Origin of the sequence: Chitinibacter bivalviorum (genome assembly GCF_013403565.1) — a bacterium.
In the GTDB taxonomy this organism is placed as follows: domain Bacteria; phylum Pseudomonadota; class Gammaproteobacteria; order Burkholderiales; family Chitinibacteraceae; genus Chitinibacter; species Chitinibacter bivalviorum.
Map to the genome: position 1 here is coordinate 269883 of NZ_CP058627.1, position 22127 is coordinate 292009.

Annotated in this window: 15 protein-coding genes; 8 read left to right on the top strand and 7 right to left on the bottom strand. The window is 50.6% G+C overall.

Annotated elements, in window-relative coordinates:
* The first annotated feature begins 169 nt into the window (after positions 1-169).
* The 3 genes from HQ393_RS17490 to HQ393_RS01255 all read left to right on the top strand — a co-directional run bounded on the left by HQ393_RS17490 (position 170) and on the right by HQ393_RS01255 (position 1990).
* A complete protein-coding gene (locus HQ393_RS17490; protein WP_218871243.1) occupies positions 170-718 on the top strand; it encodes a leucine-rich repeat domain-containing protein in 549 nt (182 codons plus the stop codon).
* Positions 615-1430: a protein kinase domain-containing protein gene (locus HQ393_RS01250; protein ID WP_218871246.1), complete on the top strand. Its 816-nt coding sequence runs from the start codon at positions 615-617 to the stop codon at positions 1428-1430. The genes HQ393_RS17490 and HQ393_RS01250 overlap by 104 nt, the downstream gene beginning before the upstream one ends.
* Positions 1431-1495: 65 nt before the next feature.
* Positions 1496-1990, top strand: coding sequence for a hypothetical protein (locus HQ393_RS01255; protein WP_179357063.1), 495 nt, complete (start codon positions 1496-1498; stop codon positions 1988-1990).
* 262 nt (positions 1991-2252) lie between these two features.
* On the opposite strand, the gene htpG is transcribed toward HQ393_RS01255, so the two are convergent.
* Positions 2253-4154 (bottom strand): molecular chaperone HtpG, encoded by a 1902-nt coding sequence (gene htpG, locus HQ393_RS01260; protein WP_179357064.1) that lies wholly within the window; start codon positions 4152-4154, stop codon positions 2253-2255.
* A 225-nt stretch (positions 4155-4379) separates the two neighbouring features.
* On the opposite strand from htpG, the gene HQ393_RS01265 reads away from it, so the two are divergent.
* The 3 genes from HQ393_RS01265 (at position 4380) to HQ393_RS01275 (ending at position 6793) form a co-directional block, all read left to right on the top strand.
* Positions 4380-5204 (top strand): ParA family protein, encoded by an 825-nt coding sequence (locus HQ393_RS01265; RefSeq protein ID WP_218871248.1) that lies wholly within the window; start codon positions 4380-4382, stop codon positions 5202-5204.
* Positions 5201-6106, top strand: a complete 906-nt coding sequence (locus tag HQ393_RS01270; RefSeq protein ID WP_179357065.1) for an ATP-binding response regulator — start codon at positions 5201-5203, stop codon at positions 6104-6106. Before HQ393_RS01265 ends, HQ393_RS01270 begins: the two co-directional genes overlap by 4 nt.
* A 63-nt stretch (positions 6107-6169) precedes the next feature.
* The gene (locus tag HQ393_RS01275; RefSeq protein ID WP_179357066.1) at positions 6170-6793 is read left to right on the top strand and encodes a class I SAM-dependent DNA methyltransferase; all 624 of its coding nucleotides are present in this window, start codon (positions 6170-6172) and stop codon (positions 6791-6793) included.
* 104 nt (positions 6794-6897) lie between these two features.
* Here the strand turns inward: HQ393_RS01275 and thrC are convergent, their stop codons facing one another.
* The 3 genes from thrC to HQ393_RS01290 form a co-directional block, all read right to left on the bottom strand.
* The gene (thrC, locus tag HQ393_RS01280) at positions 6898-8343 is read right to left on the bottom strand and encodes a threonine synthase (protein WP_179357067.1); all 1446 of its coding nucleotides are present in this window, start codon (positions 8341-8343) and stop codon (positions 6898-6900) included.
* 149 nt (positions 8344-8492) lie between these two features.
* Positions 8493-9806 (bottom strand): homoserine dehydrogenase, encoded by a 1314-nt coding sequence (locus HQ393_RS01285; protein WP_179357068.1) that lies wholly within the window; start codon positions 9804-9806, stop codon positions 8493-8495.
* Between the two features lie 37 nt (positions 9807-9843).
* The gene (locus tag HQ393_RS01290; protein ID WP_179357069.1) at positions 9844-11103 is read right to left on the bottom strand and encodes a pyridoxal phosphate-dependent aminotransferase; all 1260 of its coding nucleotides are present in this window, start codon (positions 11101-11103) and stop codon (positions 9844-9846) included.
* Positions 11104-11252: 149 nt separating this feature from the next.
* Between HQ393_RS01290 and HQ393_RS01295 the strand changes: the two genes are divergently transcribed.
* Both HQ393_RS01295 and HQ393_RS01300 read left to right on the top strand, forming a co-directional pair.
* The gene (locus HQ393_RS01295; RefSeq protein WP_179357070.1) at positions 11253-11621 is read left to right on the top strand and encodes an Mth938-like domain-containing protein; all 369 of its coding nucleotides are present in this window, start codon (positions 11253-11255) and stop codon (positions 11619-11621) included.
* Between the two features lie 518 nt (positions 11622-12139).
* Positions 12140-15685 carry a response regulator gene (locus HQ393_RS01300; protein WP_179357071.1) on the top strand — a complete coding sequence of 1182 codons (3546 nt, stop codon included), beginning with the start codon at positions 12140-12142 and terminating at the stop codon, positions 15683-15685.
* A gap of 447 nt (positions 15686-16132) precedes the next feature.
* Here the strand turns inward: HQ393_RS01300 and HQ393_RS01305 are convergent, their stop codons facing one another.
* From HQ393_RS01305 to HQ393_RS17495, 3 genes are all read right to left on the bottom strand, one after another.
* The gene (locus HQ393_RS01305) at positions 16133-17968 is read right to left on the bottom strand and encodes an ABC transporter ATP-binding protein (protein WP_179357072.1); all 1836 of its coding nucleotides are present in this window, start codon (positions 17966-17968) and stop codon (positions 16133-16135) included.
* Between the two features lie 277 nt (positions 17969-18245).
* Entirely contained in the window at positions 18246-19517 is a 1272-nt protein-coding gene (locus HQ393_RS01310; RefSeq protein WP_179357073.1) for an ABC transporter substrate-binding protein, read from the bottom strand.
* 313 nt (positions 19518-19830) lie between these two features.
* The gene (locus HQ393_RS17495) at positions 19831-21822 is read right to left on the bottom strand and encodes a glycoside hydrolase family 19 protein (RefSeq protein WP_218871250.1); all 1992 of its coding nucleotides are present in this window, start codon (positions 21820-21822) and stop codon (positions 19831-19833) included.
* Positions 21823-22127 lie beyond the last annotated feature (305 nt).

Sequence of the window (22127 nt, forward strand, 5' to 3'; positions counted from 1 at the left end):
CTGGTTTGCAATGATCTATGACTTGGGCAAGTGCATGACGTATGGCTAGCAAAGGTTTATAGAATTTGATGTGTGCCATGATACTAAGCATGGGTATGCACGCGGTTAGTTTATCAAGTCGCCATCACTAGGGACGCGCGGGCTGCAGTGCGGAGTCGGGCAAGGTATCATGGCCGCCCACGCAGATTATCCATCCACAAAGATTATCTATATCGCCATGCATACTCTTGAGCAACTTCGTAGTGGCCAATTGGCCGGCATTACCCGACTTGACCTGAGTGCCGATCTCAAAGAATTTCCGCGCGAGATTTTTGCGCTGGCCGATAGCTTAGAAATCCTCAACCTCACCGGCAATCAGCTCGATAGCCTGCCCGATGATTTGCCGCGCCTTTCCAAGCTGAAAATCATTTTCTGCTCGGAAAATCAATTCACTGCATTGCCCACCGTGCTCGGGCAATGCGAACAACTCGAAATGGTCGGCTTCAAAGCCAATCAAATCCGTCATGTGCCCGCCGAATCGCTGCCGACTCAATTGCGCTGGCTGATCCTGACCGACAATCAAATCACACAATTACCCGCGCAAATTGGCCAATGCGCTCGGCTAAAAAAAGCTGATGCTGGCGGGCAATTTACTAACCGAGTTACCCAATTCATTAGCGCAATGCGTCCATCTGGAACTGATCCGCATCGCCGCGAATCAATTTACTGCCTTGCCTGAGGTCGTACTGCAATTACCCAAACTCGCGTGGCTGGCCTACGCGGGCAATCCATTTTGCGACGCGTTGGAAAGCGCCAGCCGCGCCCAATATCCGATCCGCGACATCGATTGGACGACGCTCACCTTGGGGCGCAAGCTCGGCGAAGGGGCTTCGGGCGTGATTTATCAAGCGGATTGGCATGATGGCGAGCAAATCGTGCCCGTCGCGGTGAAATTATTCAAAGCCGCCGTCACCAGCGATGGCGTACCGCACAGCGAAATGGCGGCCTGCATTGCCGCGGGCCAGCACGCGAACTTAATCGCTGTACATGGTCGGATTTGTCATCACCCAGAGGCTGCGCTGGGTTTGGTGCTTGATTTGATTGATGATCAGCACACCATCCTCGTCGGCCCGCCGAGCTTGGCCTCGTGTACGCGAGATATTTATCCTGATCATGTTCGCTTGAGCCGCGAGCAGGCAGACAATATCTATCAGGGTATTGCCTCAGCGATCAATCAACTCCATGCACATGGACTGATACATGGTGATGTATATGGGCATAATATTCTGAAAAACGAAGCAGGCCACGCCATCCTCGGCGATTTTGGCGCTGCGTCTTTTGTTGATTTGCGAAACACGGCGCAAGCCGATGCGCTACTTGAAATCGAGCTTCGTGCCTTGGCTCATTTGAAGGATGAGTTGAAACAGCGTGTGTTATTACAGCAAAAATGAAATGCAGCTAATACTTTGTATTTCTTGTAAATTCGAATCGAAAATTGTTGTGTGGTGAACTTCGCATGCGTTCAGAGTGGATTTCAATTGGGCCTAAACGGCAAAAAACAACAAATGCAACTACATTGCTTGCTCGCATTTTTGCAATGTTGTTGTGTTATGTGCTCGTTAAAATCGTCGTGGAGAATGACGATTGGTTTTTGTCGTTCATGTTGAGTTTGCTGTTATTGATATTTGGTTATGCTTTATGTTTAGTTTCAGAAATTAAGTTTAATGTTGTCAGCCGAACAATTGTTACTTCTGTTACATGGTTTGGTTGGCGAATTAAAAAGCGCATTGAATTACCAATTACGGATTTTTCTTATATTTATTTAATGTCCACTGGGAATGAAGCGAGAATTTGGCAAGTTAGTTTATTTAGCACTAAACATTCAGAAATTGGATTGTCGACCGCTATGTATGATAAAGAGCAAGCGTTAGCAGAGGCGGAGCGCCTATCGCATTTACTCGGAGTACCAAACCGAGGTTTTGTGACATTTAAAGGTGGTTTTTCGCAATAGCGATTGATTTATCTATGCTGTGGATCTTGCTCCAACTCAAATGCATCATTTGCTATGGCGTAGCTCGATAGCGCAAGGATTAGGGCGTTGAGGATGGCGTGGCCGATTTTCATGTTGTGCTCCTTAGCTAGATCACTCAAACCAGCCTAGTTCACAATTTTGCATTTAGCTGCGGCAAATAAAAAACCGACCCTGAGGTCGGTTTTTTATTGTGGGTATTGCTCTGTAGGTCAATATTAAATTGATCTACATGAATATACCCTTAGTTCTGCAACGCCAACATCAAGCCATTGAGGCGTTTTACAAATGAAGCAGGGTCTTCCAATTGGCCGCCTTCTGCGAGCAAAGCTTGGTCGAACAGCAATTGCGTCCAGTCACCAAACTTGTCACCCGCTGATTCCGCTTTGAGCTTGCTCACCAGCGGATGCGTTGGGTTCACTTCCAAGATCGGTTTGCTGCCTTTGACGTCTTGACCCGCAGATTTGAGCAGACGCTCCAGATTGGCGCTCATGTCTTGGTTTTCGACGACCAAGCAAGCCGGGCTGTCGGTCAGGCGGTGCGTGACGCGAATGTCTTTGACTGATTCGCCCAGCACAGATTTCATTTGCTCCAATACGTCTTTGAGTTCGGTCGCAGCGGCTTCTTGCTGCTTTTTCTCTTCTTCGTCGGTAAATTGCTCCAGATCGAGTTCGCCTTTGGCAACTGATTGCAGTTTTTTACCTTCAAATTCGGTCAAACCGCTAAACGCCCATTCGTCGACGCGATCGCTCAGCAGCAGTACTTCGATGCCTTTTTTGCGGAACACTTCGAGGTGCGGGCTGTTTTTGGCTGCGGCATATGAATCCGCGGTGATGAAGTAGATCTGCTCTTGGCCTTCTTTCATGCGGCCCAGATAGTCTTTCAACGATACGGTTTGCTCGGCGTTGTCGTTGTGAGTGCTAGCAAAACGGCATAGGCCCGCAATGCGCTCTTTGTTGGCGAAGTCTTCACCGACGCCTTCTTTGAGCACTTTGCCGAATTCCTTCCAGAACGTAGCGTATTTCTCTTGTTCAGCCGCTTCTTCCGAATTGGCCAAGCCTTCGAGCATGCCGAGGACTTTTTTCACGCAGCCTGATTTGATCTGCTCGATGTCTTTGCTGTGCTGCAAGATTTCGCGCGATACGTTCAGTGGCAAATCAGCCGAGTCGATCACGCCGCGGATAAAGCGCAGGTATTGCGGCAGCAGTTTTTCACTGTCTTCCATGATGAAAACGCGGCGAACATACAGCTTCACGCCATGACGACGCTCACGGTCGTACAAATCGAACGGCGCACGTTGCGGTACATACAAGAGCTCGGTGTATTCCTGGCGGCCTTCGACTTTGGCGTGGCTCCAGGCCAGCGGCGCTTCGTAGTCGTGCGCGACGTGTTTGTAGAACTCGGTGTATTGCTCTTCAGAAATTTCCGATTTGCTGCGCGTCCACAACGCATTGGCTTGGTTGACGGTTTCTTCACCTTCGGCCGGTTTGATCGAGCCGTCTTCGTTGTAACCGGCTTGCGCTGGCATCAAGATTGGCAAAGTGATGTGATCGGAATATTTGCGGATGATGCTGCGCAGGCGCCAGTCATTGAGGAATTCGTCTTCACCTTCTTTCAGGTGCAAGACTATTTCAGTACCGCGTGTTTCTTTGGCTACGTCTTCGAGCGTGAATTCACCGTCGCCGTTCGATACCCATTGCGTTGCGCCGGTTTCGCCAGCACGACGCGTGGTGAGGGTGACTTTGTCAGCGATGATAAAGGCCGAGTAGAAACCCACACCGAATTGGCCAATCAGGTGCGCGTCTTTTTGTGCGTCGCCTGAGAGCTGGCTGAAGAATTCTTTGGTGCCAGAGCGCGCGATCGTACCGATGTTTTTGATGACTTCTTCGCGGCTCATCCCGATGCCGTTATCGGCGATGGTGATGGTTTTGGCTGCGGCATCAAACGACACGCGGATTTTCAGTTCAGCATCATTGCCGTACAGGCTGTCGTTGTTGATCGCCTCGAAACGCAGCTTGTCGCAGGCGTCGGAAGCATTGGAGACCAGCTCGCGCAGGAAGATTTCTTTGTTGGAATACAAAGAGTGAATCATCAACTGCAGCAGTTGTTTGACTTCGGCCTGAAAGCCTAGGGTTTCTTTACTCATGTTTTATTTCCCTAATTTGTGGGTTACAGACAATGCCTACTAAATGGGGCTGTCAGGCAGCACTTCAAGACCTCTTTGTACGCAGGGTTTAGCGTGGCTTGGCGCTGCAGGCTTAGGTGAATGATTTAAAACGTTGTTTTGTGGGGAAAACCGAATTTACTGACAAGAGTTGTCGTAAAAAGCTTGTTATAGTGTCGTCAACAGCGGAAATCAGCCGAGGTAATCATGTTGCGACGTGTGGTGTTCAACCAAAAAGGCGGGGTGGGTAAATCCACCATTACGGTCAATCTGGCTGCGGTAGCTGCGGCACAAGGCAAGCGGGTATTGGTCGTTGATCTAGATCCACAGGGCAATTCAAGCCATTACCTACTGGGGGCATCGGCGGGTGATGTGAAGCCAACGCTGGCTGACTTTTTTGATCAGGTGCTCAATTTCTCGCTGTATGCCAAAGGGGCTGCCGAGTTTGTGCACGCGACGCCTTTTCCCAATTTATTCTTGATGGCATCCCACCCGGCGATTGCCGAGCAGCAAGTTAAGCTTGAATCACGCTACAAAATCTACAAATTGCGCGAAACGCTCGACGAGCTGACCGGCCAATTTGACGAGGTGTATATCGATACGCCACCCGCGCTTAATTTCTTTACGCTGTCGGCTTTGATCGCTGCCACTGGCTGCCTGATTCCATTCGATTGCGATACCTTCTCGCGCGATGCGCTGCTGGGGCTGATTGCCCGGGTCGAGGAAATTCGCCAAGACCACAATGGCGCACTCAAAATCGAAGGCATCGTGGTCAATCAATACCAGCCGCGCGCCAGCTTGCCGCAGCGTCTGGTGCAGGAATTGGAAGCGCAGCATTTACCGGTACTCAAAACGCGCCTGTCTAGCTCGGTCAAAGTGCGTGAATCGCATGATAAAGCAGCGCCCTTGATTGCGCTCGATGCGAAACATAAACTGGCTTTAGAATTTACTGCACTCTACGGCGAATTGTCTGGACAGCATAAAGCCGCGTATATTGCTGACAAATTGGGAAGTCTAGGAAGATCGCAATGACACCTGCATTAAGAACTGGCCGTGTGCTGATTGTTGATGATGAGCCGTTCAATTTAGAAATCCTCTCCGAGCATTTGCACGACGCAGGTTATGAAACTGCGACCGCCACCGATGGTGAAGACGCTTGGGAAGTTTTGCAGGCTGATCGCAAAGGTTTTGATACCATTTTGCTCGATCGCATGATGCCACGCATGGATGGCATGCAAGTATTGGCCAAGCTCAAGCAACACCCTGATTTCCAGCATATTCCCGTGATTATGCAAACTGCGGTTGGCGCGGCGGAAAATGTGCAGGAAGGCTTGGCCGCGGGCGCTTACTACTATTTGATTAAGCCATTTCAGCGCGAAATGTTGCTGGCGATTGTCGCTGCGGCGGTTGGTTTTCACCAAGAACGTGGCCAGCTTGAGCGTGAGATTTCCGAGCATGCGGATTCGTATAAATTACTGCTCAATGGGCAATTTAAATTCCGCACGCTCGATGATGCGCGCCAGCAGACTCTCTTGCTATCACGCGCTTGCCCAGACCCACAACGCGTGGCGCTCGGTTTGTCGGAATTGCTGGTCAATGCCGTCGAGCATGGTAATTTGGGCATTAGCTACAGCGAAAAAACCCGTTTACTGCAAACCGGACGCTGGCTCGATGAAGTCGAAATGCGCTTGAACGACTCTCAATACAAAAACCGCAGCGTGCTGGTTCATTTTGCCAGCGTCGAGGATGAAGTCCAGATTCGGATTGTCGATGAAGGTGCTGGGTTTGACTGGCAACCATTCCTCGAGTTTTCACCCGAGCGCGCGTTCGACCCGCACGGCCGCGGTATTTCGATGGCGCGGATGATGTCATTCGATAGCGTCGAATATCAGGGTAGGGGTAATGAGGTGCTGGTGCGGATTCGAAAATCTTAAACCAACTACAAACCAGAAAAAGAGTTCGTTTTACGAACTCTTTTTTATTTGAAAGGAGTCACCATGAATTCAGCACACTATTTTAGCCAAGCAGCGCAATCATGGGATCAAGACCCCATGAAATTAGCACGTGCTGATGCCGTTGCCTCGGCCATTGCTCAAGCCGTACCGCTGCAGACACAGATGGCCGCGATGGAGTTTGGCTGTGGTACAGGCTTGCTCAGCTTTGCGCTAGCAAAGCAATTGGGCTCGATTTTGCTGGTAGATAATTCCAGCGGCATGTTGGCGGTGCTGGAGGAGAAAATTGCAGCCCAGCAGATCAAGCATATGCAATTTGCCGAGCGTGATTTAACACAAGAGGATTTGCCTGAGCGCCAGTTCGACCTCATTTATTCAATGATGACTTTTCACCATATTGCCGATACTGCGCAAATACTCTCGACCTTGACGGGTTTACTGAGCCAACCGGGTTTTTTGTGTATTGCCGATCTTGATGCTGAAGATGGCTCGTTTCACGGTGCTGATTTTGACGGTCATAAAGGTTTTGATCGCGATGGATTACGCAAATTGGCCGAGCGAGCGGGTTTGAGCAATATTCGTTTTGAAACTGTGTTTACCATTCATAAAAATAAAGACATGGGGCAGGGCGAATTTCCGGTGTTCTTAATGGTGGCCGAGAAGGATTGAGTTTTGCCTTCAGACCATGGTGTGATGATAATCGGCAATAGAAAACCCGCTTATTAAAGCGGGTTTTTCTTGGGTATGGCCGTAAAGACCAGTTTCAGTATGACTTACAGCTTGATACGCTCAGCCAGATACGCCTTCACTTTCTCTGCGTCAGCGTCAATTGCATCAAAACGCTGTGGCAAATCTTCCAGGCCGACCAGGCCTGCTGGGCGTGCTGGTGGTTGGTTCAGCGCTTCTTGCATTGTGGTTTCAAACTTCGCTGGCAATGCGGTTTCCATAATCACCATCACGACGTTGTCGCGGCGATGTGCTTTGGCGGCTTTGTAGCCGTCAGCGGTGTGCGGGTCGATTTGGACGCCAAATTTCTCGAACACTTCGCGGATGTGCGCAACGCGGTCGGCGTGCGTGCTGGCTTCGGATTTAAAGCCATATTCATCACGCATTTGCGCAAACTCGGCTGGGCTGATTTCAAAGCCGCCGCCGGTTTCCACCGATTTCCACATCGCCGCTAGTTTGCTCGCGTCGCGACCAACCAAGTCAAACACAAAGCGCTCCAGGTTGGATGCTTTTGTGATGTCCATCGACGGGCTAGAGGTCTCGTAAGTGCGATCCAAACCGCGCGGGTGGTAGCCGCCGGTTTTGAAGAATTCGTCGAGTACGTCGTTTTCATTGGTCGCTACGACCAATTGGCCAATCGGCAAGCCCATCTGACGCGCGATATGGCCGGCGCAGATATTACCGAAGTTGCCCGATGGCACGCAAAAATCAACCACGTCGCCGACGTTCTTCCCCGCAGAATCAACTGCGGCGAAATAGCCTTTGAAATAGTAAACAACCTGCGCAACGATGCGGCCCCAGTTGATCGAGTTCACCGCGCCGATTTTGTATTTGGCTTTAAATTCAGCGTCTTTATTGACGTCTTTGACGATGTCTTGGCAGGCGTCGAAAAAGCCATGCACTGACAAATTGAAAATGTTTTCGTCTTGCAGGCTAAACATCTGTGCGCGCTGGAATGGACTCATTTTGCCGAACGGCGAGAGCATAAACACATTCACGCCCTTTTTGCCGCGCATCGCGTATTCAGCCGCCGAGCCGGTGTCGCCCGAGGTCGCGCCCAAGATATTCACTTGCTGACCCTTGGCAGCCAACACGTACTCGAACAAATTGCCGAGCAATTGCATCGCCATGTCTTTAAACGCCAGCGTAGGGCCGTTCGACAATTCTTGGATCACTAAGGTGTCGTCGAGCTTGATGATCGGCGTGATTTGGTCGGCATCAGCGGCGTTGCGGCCGTTGCAGTACACAGCAGCGGTGTAAGTTTTGTCGATTAGCGCTTTTAAATCCGCCGCTGGAATATCGTCCACAAAACGGCTGATCACGGCAAACGCCAGATCGCGGTAGTTTAGTTTCGACAGCGCTAGCAGTTCATCTTGTGAGAACTGTGGATAGCTTTCCGGAATCGACAAACCGCCATCGGCCATCAAACCGCCAAGCAGGATATCGCTAAATTGTTGGGCGGCAACGCCACCACGGGTAGAAATGTATTTCATGGGTATAGGCCCGTAGATATTTGTATGATTGGTCTGCGTGTTTATACCCATTTGGGTATTTCTTGCTGGTGTAGGGTGCAATAAGCAAGGCGCATTGCACCATCACCCTAGGTAATCGGCGCAATGCGCTTCGCTTATTGACGCCCTACTTAACCGTTGAGGTGTTCCAGACGCAGCTTCACCACTTTGCCATTGGTGCTTGGCAACAGCTCGATTTTGGCAATGGCCGCATTGATATTCTTTTCAATCGCGGTATGCGTCACGATCACGAGCTCAGCGCCGTCTTCTGCGCTTGCGGCTGGTTTTTGCAGCATCGCATCCACCGAAATCTGGCCTTCAGCCAAGATGGAGGTCACATTTGCCAATACACCGGGCAAGTCTTTGACCGACAAGCGCAGGTAGTAGCAGGTTTCTACTTCTGAGATCGGCAGAATTGGCAGGTTGGCCATCGCGGTTGGCTGGAAGGCCAAGTGCGGTACGCGGTGTTCTGGGTCGGCCGTGTGCAGACGAGTGATATCAACCAGATCCGCAATCACTGAAGACGCCGTTGGCTCAGCGCCAGCGCCCGGGCCGTAGTACATGGTCGCGCCGACTGCGTCGCCTTTCACCAGTACGGCATTCATCACGCCATCAACGTTGGCGATCAAGCGGCCAGCTGGGATCAACGTTGGCGACACGCGCAATTCGATACCGTTAGGGCGGCGGCGAGTCATGCCGAGCAATTTGATGCGATAGCCCAATTCAGCGGCGTATTTGATGTCGGCAGCGTCGAGTTTGCTGATGCCTTCCAGATAGGCTTTGTCGAACTGCACTGGAATACCAAACGCAATTGCGCTCATGATGGTGAGCTTGTGCGCTGCGTCGTGGCCTTCGATGTCGAAAGTCGGATCGGCTTCGGCGTAGCCAAGGCGTTGTGCTTCGGCCAATACGTCGGCAAAGGCCGAGCCTTTGTCGCGCATTTCGGTCAGGATGAAGTTGGATGTGCCATTGATAATGCCTGCCACCCATTCGATTTTGTTGGCAGTCAGGCCTTCACGCAGCGCCTTGATGACTGGAATGCCGCCAGCTACTGCTGCTTCAAATGCAACGATCACGCCTTTTTCTTGCGCGCGGGCGAAGATTTCATTGCCGTATTCAGCGATCAGTTTTTTGTTGGCAGTGACTACGTGTTTGCCATTTTCAATCGCAGCCAGCACCAAATCTTTGGCAATCGTTGTGCCGCCGATCAATTCAACGACGATATCGATGTCGGGATTGTTCACCACATCCATTGCGTTATCAGTCAAGGCAACGCCTTCACCAACCAGCTCACGCGCGCGATCGAGATCGCGATTCGCAGCCATGGTCACCACAATTGGGCGACCAGCGCGGCGGGCGATTTCTTCGCCATTACGCTTCAAAACGGTGGCAGTACCGCCACCTACAGTCCCCACGCCACACAGGCCTACATTGATTGCTTTCATGTTGTCTTTCCTGATTGATATTTTTAATTACGACTGATTAAACTTTGGCGGCTTGTTTTGCGGCAAATTCGCCTGTGCCGTGGCGTTTACGCCAGCCCGCGAGAAAGCGTGCGACACGGTTAATCGCTTCGGTCAGATCATCCAGATTGGGTAGGAACACCACGCGGAAATGATCGGGTTGATGCCAGTTAAAGCCTGTGCCTTGCACCAATAGTACTTTCTCTTCGGTGAGTAATTCCAGCATCAGCTGCTGATCGTCACTGACCGGGTAAATCGCCGGATCCAAACGCGGGAACATATACAGTGCCGCTTTGGGTTTGATGACGCTAACGCCAGGAATCGCGCTGAGCATTTCATATGCCAGATCGCGCTGTTTTGCCAAGCGACCGCCATCTTTGACCAAATCATCAATGCTTTGATAGCCACCGAGCGCGGTTTGAATCGCGTATTGCGCGGGTACATTGGCACACAAGCGCATGGTGGCCAGCATATTGAGGCCTTCGATGTAGTCTTTGGCAGGCTTTTTATTGCCCGATACAATCATCCAGCCAGCGCGATAGCCACAGGCGCGGTAGTTTTTCGACAGACCGTTGAAGGTCACAAACAGCACATCATCAGCCAGCGAGGCAATCGAGGTGTGCGTCACGCCGTCGTACAGCACTTTGTCGTAGATTTCATCGGCGTAAATAATTAGGCCGAATTCGCGCGCCAACTCAACAATTTGCAGCAGCAACTCATCAGGGTAGAGCGCGCCCGTAGGATTGTTCGGGTTGATCACCACAATCGCGCGTGTTTTATCGGTGATTTTGGCGCGCATGTCTTCGATCGACGGATACCAGTGATTGCTCTCATCGCACAGATAATGGCGTGGTTTGCCGCCCGCCAAGCTCACCGCCGCAGTCCATAGCGGATAATCCGGCATCGGCACCAACACTTCATCGCCATTATTCAGCAGCGCTTGCATGCTCAATACGATCAGCTCAGACGCGCCATTACCGATGTAGATGTCATCCACGGTCACGTCTTTGATGTTTTTCTGTTGCGTGTAGTGCATTACCGCTTTGCGCGCAGGAAATAGGCCTTTGGAATCCACATAGCCTGCGGCGTTGGAGAGGTTGCGAATCACGTCTTGAACAACTTCTTCTGGCGGCTCGAAACCGAAGGTGGCCAAGTTGCCAATATTCAGTTTGATGATGCGGTGGCCGTCTTCTTCCATCTGACGCGCTCGCTCAGGGATAGGCCCGCGAATTTCGTAGCAGATGTTCAGTAGCTTGTTCGATTTGAGGATGGCTTCCATCGTCGCGGCCCACGCAGAATTATTTAGGGGAAACCTCGTATTGTATCGAAACATTCGCCCAACGGAACAAACAATTAAGTATCAAAACGCACAGCACAGAACTTGGGCGATGAATTAAAATGCGCCAAACGATCAATAAGGGGTTCACCATGAAGTTGCATCAGTCCAAAGTCGCGCATCTGAACCAGATTACGGCGTACGATCATGAATCTGTGCACGTGAATCAAGAGCGCCATGCTGGCAGCATTTTGATTTTGCCCGATGCGGTTCAACCATGGCGGCCAACGCAATTTAGCGATTTGCAAGAGAGCGATTTTGCCGATTTGCTCGCCTTGGAGCCCGAGTTGGTGTTGCTCGGCACGGGGCCAACCATTCAGTTTCCTCACCCCAAACTCTATGCCGCTTTGTCGGCCAAGCACATTGGTATCGACACGATGGGCACGGGGGCTTTATGCCGTACGTTTAACGTCTTGGTGGCTGAAGATCGTCGGGTATTGGCGTTGGTTTTGCACGCGTAATATTGCTTTGCAGGCTCAGCCATTTGTCCTTGCCAAATAAGGGGCATCAAAGTCCCTGTTTCTGTCTTAACTGTATGGGATCGTAAATAAGGAAAAGTTACGTCTTGTTGAAGCAAAATACTCTTTGCTTCAACTCCATGCCGTGCATTGCTGCTCTTGAAGCTAGGCTCGTGCTTGAGTTTTGCTTTTGGCTTCATTCATTTTCGCTTTAGAGGGATGGATTGGTATTTTATTACCTTGGTCTTTTAGCTCTGAAGCGCGTCAATATTTCTCTGGTTTTTTCTGAGCTGCATGAATTGCCTTGTGCTGAAGGTGTGGCGACTTTCACGTCTTTTATGCCCAAATGTCACCATATTTCATGACATTTTTCAGACTCTGGTAAGATGGACTTGGTTTACAAAGCTGACACCGATGTGTCTAAAGCTGACGCGATGTGTTTGGGTTTGGTGTTTGTCGTTGATTGCAGTAATACCACTTTGAACCATCTTGATTGTTTGGCTTGATCAAAGAGACATGGCATGCCCTTTTTTGCGTTCAAATCAATTACACTGCGGCTGCGAATCGCATTCTTAATTGTTGCCGCGACGACACTATTTGCGGGCTTGGCTGCCATTTGGGCATTTCGTTCGGTTAATCAGACCTATAGCAATATTTCGAATGAAAGTTATCCCGCCACCCGTGCTATTGCCAATCTAGAAACCAATAGTCTGGAGTTGGCGCTATCTTTGCAGCATTTATCAGCAGCGACCGACAATCAAACCCGTCAAAAGGCATTCGAGCAATTGCAGCAATTGCTACAAGATGGACCTGAATATATTTCGGCTCTAAAAAATCTACAAAATACCCGTAGCAATGAATTAACAGATCAATTTTTAATTTTATCAAAGCAAGTCGTAGAAACTAATCGTATTGTTGAAGATTTAATCGAGATTGATGCCGAACATAAAATTCAATTGCGAGAGGTGGATCAAAAACGGCAAAGTTTCGAGGCTTTGATTAATCCATTATTGGATAAGGCCCAAGAAGATTTATTGTTGGCCACAGGTAAAACATCGTCCATGGCGGGGCAGGAATGGTCGGCATTGAATGAGCGTGAAAAAATTAATCGCGATGGCTTGTCTTTAATTCGCGCAGATGTATTTCGGCTTCAAACCTTAATTAGTGCGGAGGGGGAAGACGGTTACAAGAAAAAAAGCCCTGAGATACTCGCGCGATTGGAAAAAAATTTGCAGCAAATGGACCCAGACATTCGCTCCGAGGGACAAAAAATGCTGCAGATATTGCGTGCGCCGATGGGGCAGATAGGTCGCGAGGCCTCTGCAGCCATGCTGATTTTCTATCGAAGCCTGAGCAAAATCACGCAACGTCAGAACGATGAAGTTAGCCACAGCGGCGATGTGATTGCGCAAAATACCACGAGTGCAGTTGTGGCATTGGTCAATACTCAAGTGCAAACATTAACGGCCATTGAGCAAATAAAAAGTGATTATTTTCAGTTAGGTGGTGATTTGCGCCAAATGGCTTCAGCAGAGAATATGGCGCAATTAGATGCAAATGAAAAAGCATTTGAGCGCACCTTTTTGCATGCCATGCAAATGAGCCATCATATTAGTAGCACAAGAATGAAATCTAGCATGCAAGGTTGTTTGGCCTTATTTGCGGATTACAAAAAATTGAAGCAAGAAATCCATCAGTCAAGCGCCCGTCGAATTAATTTTAGTATTTTACTGGATAAAATTGTAAATGATAATCGACGAGTCACTAATGCTTTACTCAGTACCACTAAAAATCTGGCGCATGATGTATCGGGTAATTTGAATGGCAAGGTCTCCATGCTCGATACCGACTTAAAGCAAAGCACTCGACTATTATTTGCCTCAACGATATTGGGTATGTTGGTTGCTTTGGTCGTGGGCTGGATCTATGTGTCTCGCAATATCAGCCGGCGTTTGGAGCGGTTGGCGGGCTCAATGCGCTTGCTCTCACAAGGGCAGTTGGGTGATGAGATTGATGCGCGCGGTAATGATGAAATTAGCGATATCGAGCACGGGGTTGCTCAATTTCGCACCGTACTGCAACAGCAGCAAGCGCAAACCGAAGCTTTGCGCCAAGCACGCGATGATGCGCATGCCGCGGTTCAAATTAAAAGCGAATTTTTGGCCAATATGAGCCATGAAATTCGCACTCCGCTCACGGCCATCTTGGGTTACACCAATCTATTGGCAGAAAACGGCCTCAATAGCCAGCAGCAACAATATATTGCCCGCGCCCAAAACTCGGCTCAAATGCTATTAGGTGTGGTCAATGATGTGCTCGATTTTTCGCGTATTGAAGCCAATAAGCTGGAGATTGAGCAGCAGCCATTTAACTTGATGCAGCTGTTTAGTCAGCTGGCGGGGACAGTGGCCATACAGGCACAGGAAAAAGGTCTGTTTTTACGTTTTGAAATTGCACCTGATGTGCCGACGATGATTGAGGGCGATGCCCTGCGTTTGGGGCAAGTATTACTCAATTTGCTCAATAATGCGGTTAAATTCACCGAGCAAGGTGATGTTTGTTTGTCGGTCTTTTGTATTGAACACAGCAATACTGAAGTGCGATTGCATTTTGCAGTACAAGACTCGGGGATCGGTATTAGCCCTGAGGCGCAAGAGCGCTTGTTTAAACTATTTAGTCAGGCCGATTCATCGACCACCCGGCGCTTTGGTGGTTCAGGTCTAGGATTGGCCATTAGCCAGCAATTGATTCATCTAATGGGCGGTCATATCCAAGTACAAAGTCATGAAGGGCTAGGTGCGCAATTTAGCTTCGAGCTGGATCTGAATAAAGCGGGGGCCGATCAATTTAGCCCCATGCAATACGCGCCACGGCGGGCTTTGATTGCCGAGCGCAATCCAGAGATCGCTCGTCATCTAGCATTACACCTTCAGGCGATGGGTTTTGAGGCCACATTGCTCAATAATCAGGCGCAATTGCTGGCCTATTTTGCCGCTGGGCATGTAACCGATCTGTTGATTCTGGAAGTCAATTTATGTGGCGCGCAGCAGCATCCATTATGTGATGTACTGCAATCTCTGCATCAGGCTGGTTTGCCGATTATTTTATTGTGCTATGACCGCGATGATATTGCCGCGACACAAGAAAGCCAATTACGTCATTGCCAGTTATTAATTAAACCATTAATCCCAAGCCAAATACGTTCAGCCGTTGCGCAGTCACTGGCTGATGACGCAGCCGAGTTGCATGGCCAATTGCTGGATAAAGCCTCGCAATTTCCGCTGCAAGGCTTGCGTGTGCTTTTGGTTGATGACACCGATATTTTGCTGGATTTGGGCGCGACTATTTTGGGTAATATGGGCGCGCAAGTCAGCGCCGTATCGAGTGGTAATGCTGCGATTGCGGCGCTGATGTCGCAAGAAATCGATGTGGTGCTGATGGATGTGCAAATGCCTGGCATGGATGGTCGCGATACCACGCGCGCGATTCGAGCATTACCGGGGTTTGCCGACTTGCCGATTATTGCGTTAACGGCGCATGCGATGGAAGGCGAGCGCGAGCTTTGCCTTCAGGCCGGGATGAATGAGCATTTATCCAAACCGATCGATGCGGCCAAATTGCAAAACTGCCTTCGCGTCTATTTGCCTGCAACTCAGCCTGTGTCAGTGACTAGCTTGCCGACGGTAGAAGCAAGTACGCTAGTTACCGGCGTTGATTTTCTGGCGGCGATTCAGCGCATGGGCAGTTTGCGGATGCTGAAAAAAATGCTGCCTCGATTTGTCGAGCGTTTTGCTAATGCACCCACGGTATTGCGCGAGCTGATCGCAGATGGTCAGTTAGCTGAAGCCGAGCGTTTGGCGCATACCTTAAAAGGTGTGGCAGGGCAGGTCGAAGCCAACGAAGTTGCTGCCACTGCCGCCGATCTGGAGCAATGCTTGCATCAGGGGCAAGTGGACGTCACTGCGCAGATTGGCAAACTCGAGCTGTTATTGGGCGAAGCCTGTAGCTTGATTGAGCGCTGGTTGGCTGCCCATGAGCAGGAGCAGGAAGACAAGAGCTTGGCATAAACTCAATGCCAAATGGGTAATAGTGGCGTGCGAAGTGGGTAGTTTTTCGGCGTGATTTTTAGGCGCATGGAATATCCTAAAGTCATGAAATTTTAGGAGAATCATCATGCGTAAGTTAGTCAAAAAGCTGAACTTATTTAATAATAATTATTGCGAGCTGCGATTCAAAGCTCTGCGATAGCCTGGCAATTAAGCTGGGCTCAGGCAGCAGACAAATCGAGAAACTAGATTTATCCAGTCTCGGCAAAGCCGAGCCTAATCATTCGGGTTTTGAATTGGCGGCCTTCATGTTTTTTTCCCACCCCTACCGCCCCGTAGCCTTAGGCCACGGTCTTCGCTAGGGCGCCTTGTGCCGAGCTGCGCCACGCCTTGAGGGGAGCCTCGCTTCGCGAGTGGGGATGTCATTGAACCCCGCAATTTAGCGGGGCTTTGTTATGCCGGCGACAATTAGTCTTCTTCACCCAAAAAGCCGCCACTTTGATGCGCCCAGAGGCGAGCATAGATGCCGCCATGCGCCAATAGTTCGGCATGCGTACCTTGTTCGACAATCTGCCCCTGATCGAGCACGATCAAGCGATCCATCGCCATAATCGTAGAGAGTCGGTGAGCGATCGCGACCACGGTTTTGCCCTGCATCAGCGTATAGAGGCTGGCTTGAATCGCCGCTTCTACTTCCGAATCGAGCGCACTGGTTGCTTCATCGAGTAGCAAAATCGGCGCATCTTTCAAAATCACCCGCGCAATCGCAATCCGCTGACGCTGCCCGCCCGAGAGTTTTACCCCGCGCTCGCCCACATGGGCGTCGTAACCGACGCGTCCGCTTGGATCACTGAGCTGGGATATAAAATCATGCACTTCAGCGCGCTGTGCCGCGCGTATCATGTCTGCCTCGGAAGCATCGGGTTGCCCGTACAAAATATTGTCGCGCACCGAACGATGCAGCAGGGACGTATCTTGCGTCACCATGCCGATCTGATGGCGCAAACTATCTTGCGTAACGTGCGAAATGTCTTGCCCGTCGATGCGAATTTGGCCGCTGTGAATATCGTAAAAACGCAGCAGCAAATTCACAATCGTTGATTTACCCGCGCCAGAACGGCCAACGAGGCCGATTTTCTCACCCGGCTGGATGGTGAGATTGAGCTGATCGATCACCGCTTTTACGGCGCTATCGTGGCCGTAATTAAAGCGAACTTGATCAAATTCGATCAGCCCTTTGTTCACTTGCAATGGCGCAGCGTCAGTGTCATCGAGAACAGTCGACGGTTTGGCCAGCGTATTGATGCCGTCTTGCACCGTACCAATATTTTCAAATAACCCCGCCATTTCCCACATAATCCAGTGCGACATGCCACTGAGCCGCAGCGACATGGCCGTGGCGGCGGCCACCGCGCCAATGCCGACTTCTCCGCGCGTCCATAAATACAAGGTGGCGCCTGCTGTCGAGGCGATGAGCAACATGCTCAGAATATGGTTGGTGATTTCAAACAGGCTGACCAGCCGCATTTGACCATGCACGGTCTGCATGAATTCCTTCATCGCCGTTTTGACAAACCCAGCCTCGCGCTGCGTGTGCGAAAACAATTTGACGGTACTGATATTGGTATAAGCGTCGGTAATGCGACCCGTCATCAAAGAACGCGCATCGGCTTGGGCGCGCGACACACGACTCAGACGTGGCACAAAATACAGCATCGCCGCGATATACAGCGCCAGCCAGCCAAAGAAAGGAATCATCAGCCGCAAATCAAAGCCGCCAGCGACCGAGGCCATCGTGACAAAATAAATCACGACAAACACCAAGATATCGCAACTGGTCAGCACCGTATCGCGCACTGCCAAGGCTGTTTGCATGACCTTGGCTGAAATACGACCCGCAAATTCATCCTGATAAAAACTCATGCTCTGGCCGAGCATCTGGCGGTGAAATTGCCAGCGCAAACGCATCGGAAAATTACCCGCCAGTGTTTGGTGTTTGATTAGTGTTTGTAGCGCAATCAGGATGGGGCTGGCCAGCAAAATACCCAGCAAAAGTAATAAATGGTGTCGCTCATTTTGCCAAAGCGAGGCGGGCTCGGCTTTACTCAGCCATTCCACCACATTGCCCAGCATGCTGTAGAGCAAGGCTTCAAATGCGCCAGTGAGGGCGGTGAAAAAGGCCAGCAAGACGATGTATTTGCGCATGCCTGCCGTGCAGCTCCAGACAAAGCGCAAAAACGTCGTCGGGCGCTGTGGAATGGCATCGGGATAGGGTTGGATGAGTTTTTCAAACAAGGCAAACATGGGATGGCCAAACGGGAAATATGGAAAAATATTCTACCTGAAAATGACCGAGCTAATTGGTCGGATATTACGCTTTTTGCCCAACTGGATGTGAAGCTGCATTTTTGTTTTATGTAGGTATATGTTTAGGATCTTTTGTTAGTAATGTTTTCAACTATATACATGCTGATGTATGGATGGGTGTTGATTAAATTTGGAATACGAACGTAAAAAATGCCGCCCACACGAAGGCGGGCGGCAATGAGGCTGAAGCTGTTACAGGTGGAAGGCGTTGCGCTTATTTCTTCTGAGCCAGGCGTTTATTCCAGTCGGCCACGGCTTTATCGAGCGCCGCTTGTGCCGATTTACGACCCAAGATGGCGGCTTCAACTTCGGTGTGCAGCACGCGCATCATTGTGGTTTCATCTGGCAAGATGCCTGGTTCCATCAGCAAGGTTTTTGCATCACCAATCGAGCCTGCTGCAACGGCGCGGCCTTTGAGGACTGGATCTGCGCTTTTCGCGCCTTCAGTAAAGAAACCATCTTTAGCGGCCAGTTTGGTCGATGGGAAAGTCGTGCCAGTGGCTTTAGAGAAGGCCAGCTGATTGGCATCATTGGTAATAAAGGCACCCAATTTACCCGCTTCAGCAGGATTAGCCGCGCCTTTAGGGATAACAAAGTCCATCAGCCAACCACCAAAGGCAATCTTGCCTGCGCCAACGGGGAAGGGCGCAATATCGGTCACGTCATAGATCTTTTTCGCATCCGCTTGCGTGCGTTTCAGCGCCTGTGGTGCGGTGGTCATCATCGCCAGGCGGCCAGAATTGTAGCTGGAGATTTCCTGCTCAAATTCCATTTTGAATACATCGCGTGGAATCACGCCTTCTTTATAGAGCTGGGCAAATTGATTGAGCATCGCAACGTGTTGCGGTGAGTTAAACACGGCTTTGCCATCTTTGATGACAGGCAGACCCGCATAGACAAACCAGCCAGTAATGCCGCCGCCGCTGCCCGGTGCTAATTTTGGCGAGAATGCAGTGAGGCCAGTTTTCTGTTTGATGACGCGCGCTTGAGCAATAAATTCATCGTAAGTTTTGGGTTGGCCATTGACGCCCGCTTTGTTGAGGATGTCTTTGTTGTAGGCAATGATTGACACCGAGTTATACGAAGGGAAGGCGTAGATTTTGCCGTTGACGGTAACGTCTTTGATCGCATTTTCTTGATATTTGCTCGCGTCGATATAGGCGTCTACCGGCAAGATATTGCCTTGATTGGCAAATTCATGCACCCAAGGCACATTAAAGTTGACCAAGGCGGGTGGTTTGCCAGAAGCGATGGCGGCAATCAGTTTGGGCTGAATTTGATCCCAGTTCATGTCGACCCACTTGGCTTCTAGCGTGGGGTTTTGCGCGTTAAAGGCTTTGGTCACTTCGGTGAAGTAAGCGCTAAACGTTGGCGCCATACTCATCGTCCAGTATTCGAGTTGTATCTTTGGTGCGGCACTGGCGGCACCCGCTCCCAATAAACCTGCTGCAACGAGACTGCTAACGACGGCTGTTTTTTTGAACATGCGAGTTTCCTCTAAAAAGTTCGAGAGAGACAGAAAGCGAGGTCTATCTTCGGCCTCTTTATTACAAGCGGCTGTGACTTTTTGGCGCGGAATCTGGGCATTGCTACGGCGACAAATTACCTCGATTTGGGTATGATTACGCGCGTTAATATTATTAGCTCCTCAGCGGTGTGATTGAGGTATGCTTTTTAGTGTTTTATTCCAATTGGGTTTTATGCATATACCATAATTGGGTATGTGCGAAAGTGAATAAAAAAAACGGCAGCCTTGGCTGCCGTTTTTGTTTGGAATTGAGTGGCCTTAAGTCACTCGCTTATTTCGCGTTATTGATCACCACCACGCCGTCTTTTTTCACCTGACCGCGGAACATATAGTCCACGCAGGCTTTGTAATCGCCCGGTGTCGCGAGGCTAAATGGCATCTGGTAATCAACGAGCTGACAAGCCCAAGACACGCCGCCTGGATTGTTGGCGTTGTAGCCCCAGCTCTTATCGAGATAGGTTTTGGTCGCTGCGGCTGAGCCTGGCTGGAAGCCGCGTTGCGTTGCGCAGCTCAATTGCTCGCCAGTGATATCGACGCCCAGTTTGGCGGCAAATTGCTTGTAGGCTGCAATGCGGTTTTTCGCTTGCTGCACATCGCTACCGCCGCCACACTCGATCCCGCCATTGATGATGTTGATCGTTGAGCCAAAGCCTGGCTGCATATTGTTGGCGATATCCACGGAGTTAGGTACCCATGTGCCATCCACGACCCACGTCATTGGCGGTTTTGGTGATTGTGGGTACACCGCGAACCAGACCGCAGACGCAAAGTTCAGCCAGGTATCAGCCACTTTGCCCGGATTGTCGAGCAAGACTGCGGCGTCACCATACAGCGATTTACTAAATGGCCCGTAGTTGAAGTTGTACGACAACTGCTTGCTGCCGCGACCAAAGTAATCAAGGTTTTTGCCCTGGGCGTTTTGGCCGCAAGCATAGAAGATCGAGAAGATCGAGCTGCCAGCGCCAGTAAAGCAATCTTGGTACGCGCCCACGGCCGAGCCTTCGGCATAACCCATTTCACGCAGATACCACAGTGCTTGATTCCAAGTTGGAATGACGCTGCTTTGATCCATCGTGTCCAAAATCGGGTTGGCATTGGCTGGATACGCTTTTGCGCCAGCAGGCGTCAGCGTAGACCAGCTTGCCCCTGTTTCTTGGGTGAAGTGAGCAAATGACGTTGCGATCAATTTGGCACAAATTGCATCGGCATTGCGACCATCGGTGTAGTCATCACAATACGCAGGGAATTTGGCAATACCCCGCAAGAAATTGGTGTAGGTGTACGCTACGTTTCGAACTGGGAACAGCTGGTTGAACAAGCTTTCCGACACAATACGCTCGGCACGACGCGCATTGCTAGGATTGGCTGCGCGACCAGGTACGACTGCTTCCACCTCAGCATCAGGTAATACGCGCAGCGCTGAGCGGATGCGTGCGATGGCTTGCGTGTCTGTACCGGCTTGGCTCATCAATGCGGTTTCTGCCGCCGTCATTTGCGCGTCGCTCGGATAGCCTGCTGGTGCTGCTACATAAGTGATTTGTGGTTTGTACGATGCAACGGCTGGGGTTGCGGTAGCCAATGGCGTCGCAGTCGGAATGGCCGTAGGGGCGGGCGTTGCGCTTACTTGTGGGCTTGCTGTTGGCGTAATCGCTGGCGTTGCCGTTGGCGCCGGTGTTACACCACCCGCGTTGCACGTACCCAGATCGAGCCAGGGGGATTCCCAAGAGCTGCTAACAGTTTTAGGGGTGTCGCTGGCGGCGGCATACCATTGGGCTTTCCATGTGTGGCCGTTGTAGCTAACGATCGAGCCAGCGCTATAAACTGCCGCAGTCCAAGTCGGCGCTGCACAGCTACCTGCTGCTGGTGTTGCGGTTGGCGCTGCAGTCGGTGTAGCCGTTGGAATAGCAGTCGGTGCTGTCGTTGGGGCTATGGTGGGCGCGGCTGTAGGCGTGGCTGTCACTTGAGGTGTGGCAGTCGGTGCTGCTGTTACGACGGGCGTAGCCGTTGGTGCAATTGTTGGAGCCGTCGTTGGCGCGGCAGTAGCGCTGGTGGCGACGACAGTCCACAGTGTTGGGCTAGAAGCTGGATTCCAGTTAGCCCCCACATAAGCGGTGTGCGTGACCAAGGCGCTGTAGGTTTTGCCTTGATAGTCAACTTGAGTGCCAGCGGTGTAGGTTAATCCTTCTTGCCATGTTGCGGCAAAGACCGAGCTCATGCTCAATGCCATCAATAATGCGGCAGAGCGGGTGCGTAATGTTCTCATCCATCCATCCTTGTTTTTTAGGTTTAATGATGTGCTGCAATTGGTATTGTTGGCTGGATAAAAAGTGCTGTCAAATCAAAAAGATAAGTGTTTTTTGTGGCGGGGAATTGGTATTAGGCTGATGGCATATTTGGCATGATTGTGGGCTTGTAAGCTAAGCAAACCGTGGGCTGGGCGCCAAAACTTACGAAGGGTGCGTCGTTGTGCCGAGGACTTTAATGCCACCTGCCGTTGTAATGTGGATGCAGTATTTTGGTGCATATCCGCACAATAAATCGCAGCTTTGAATTGGCGTGCGCACTTAG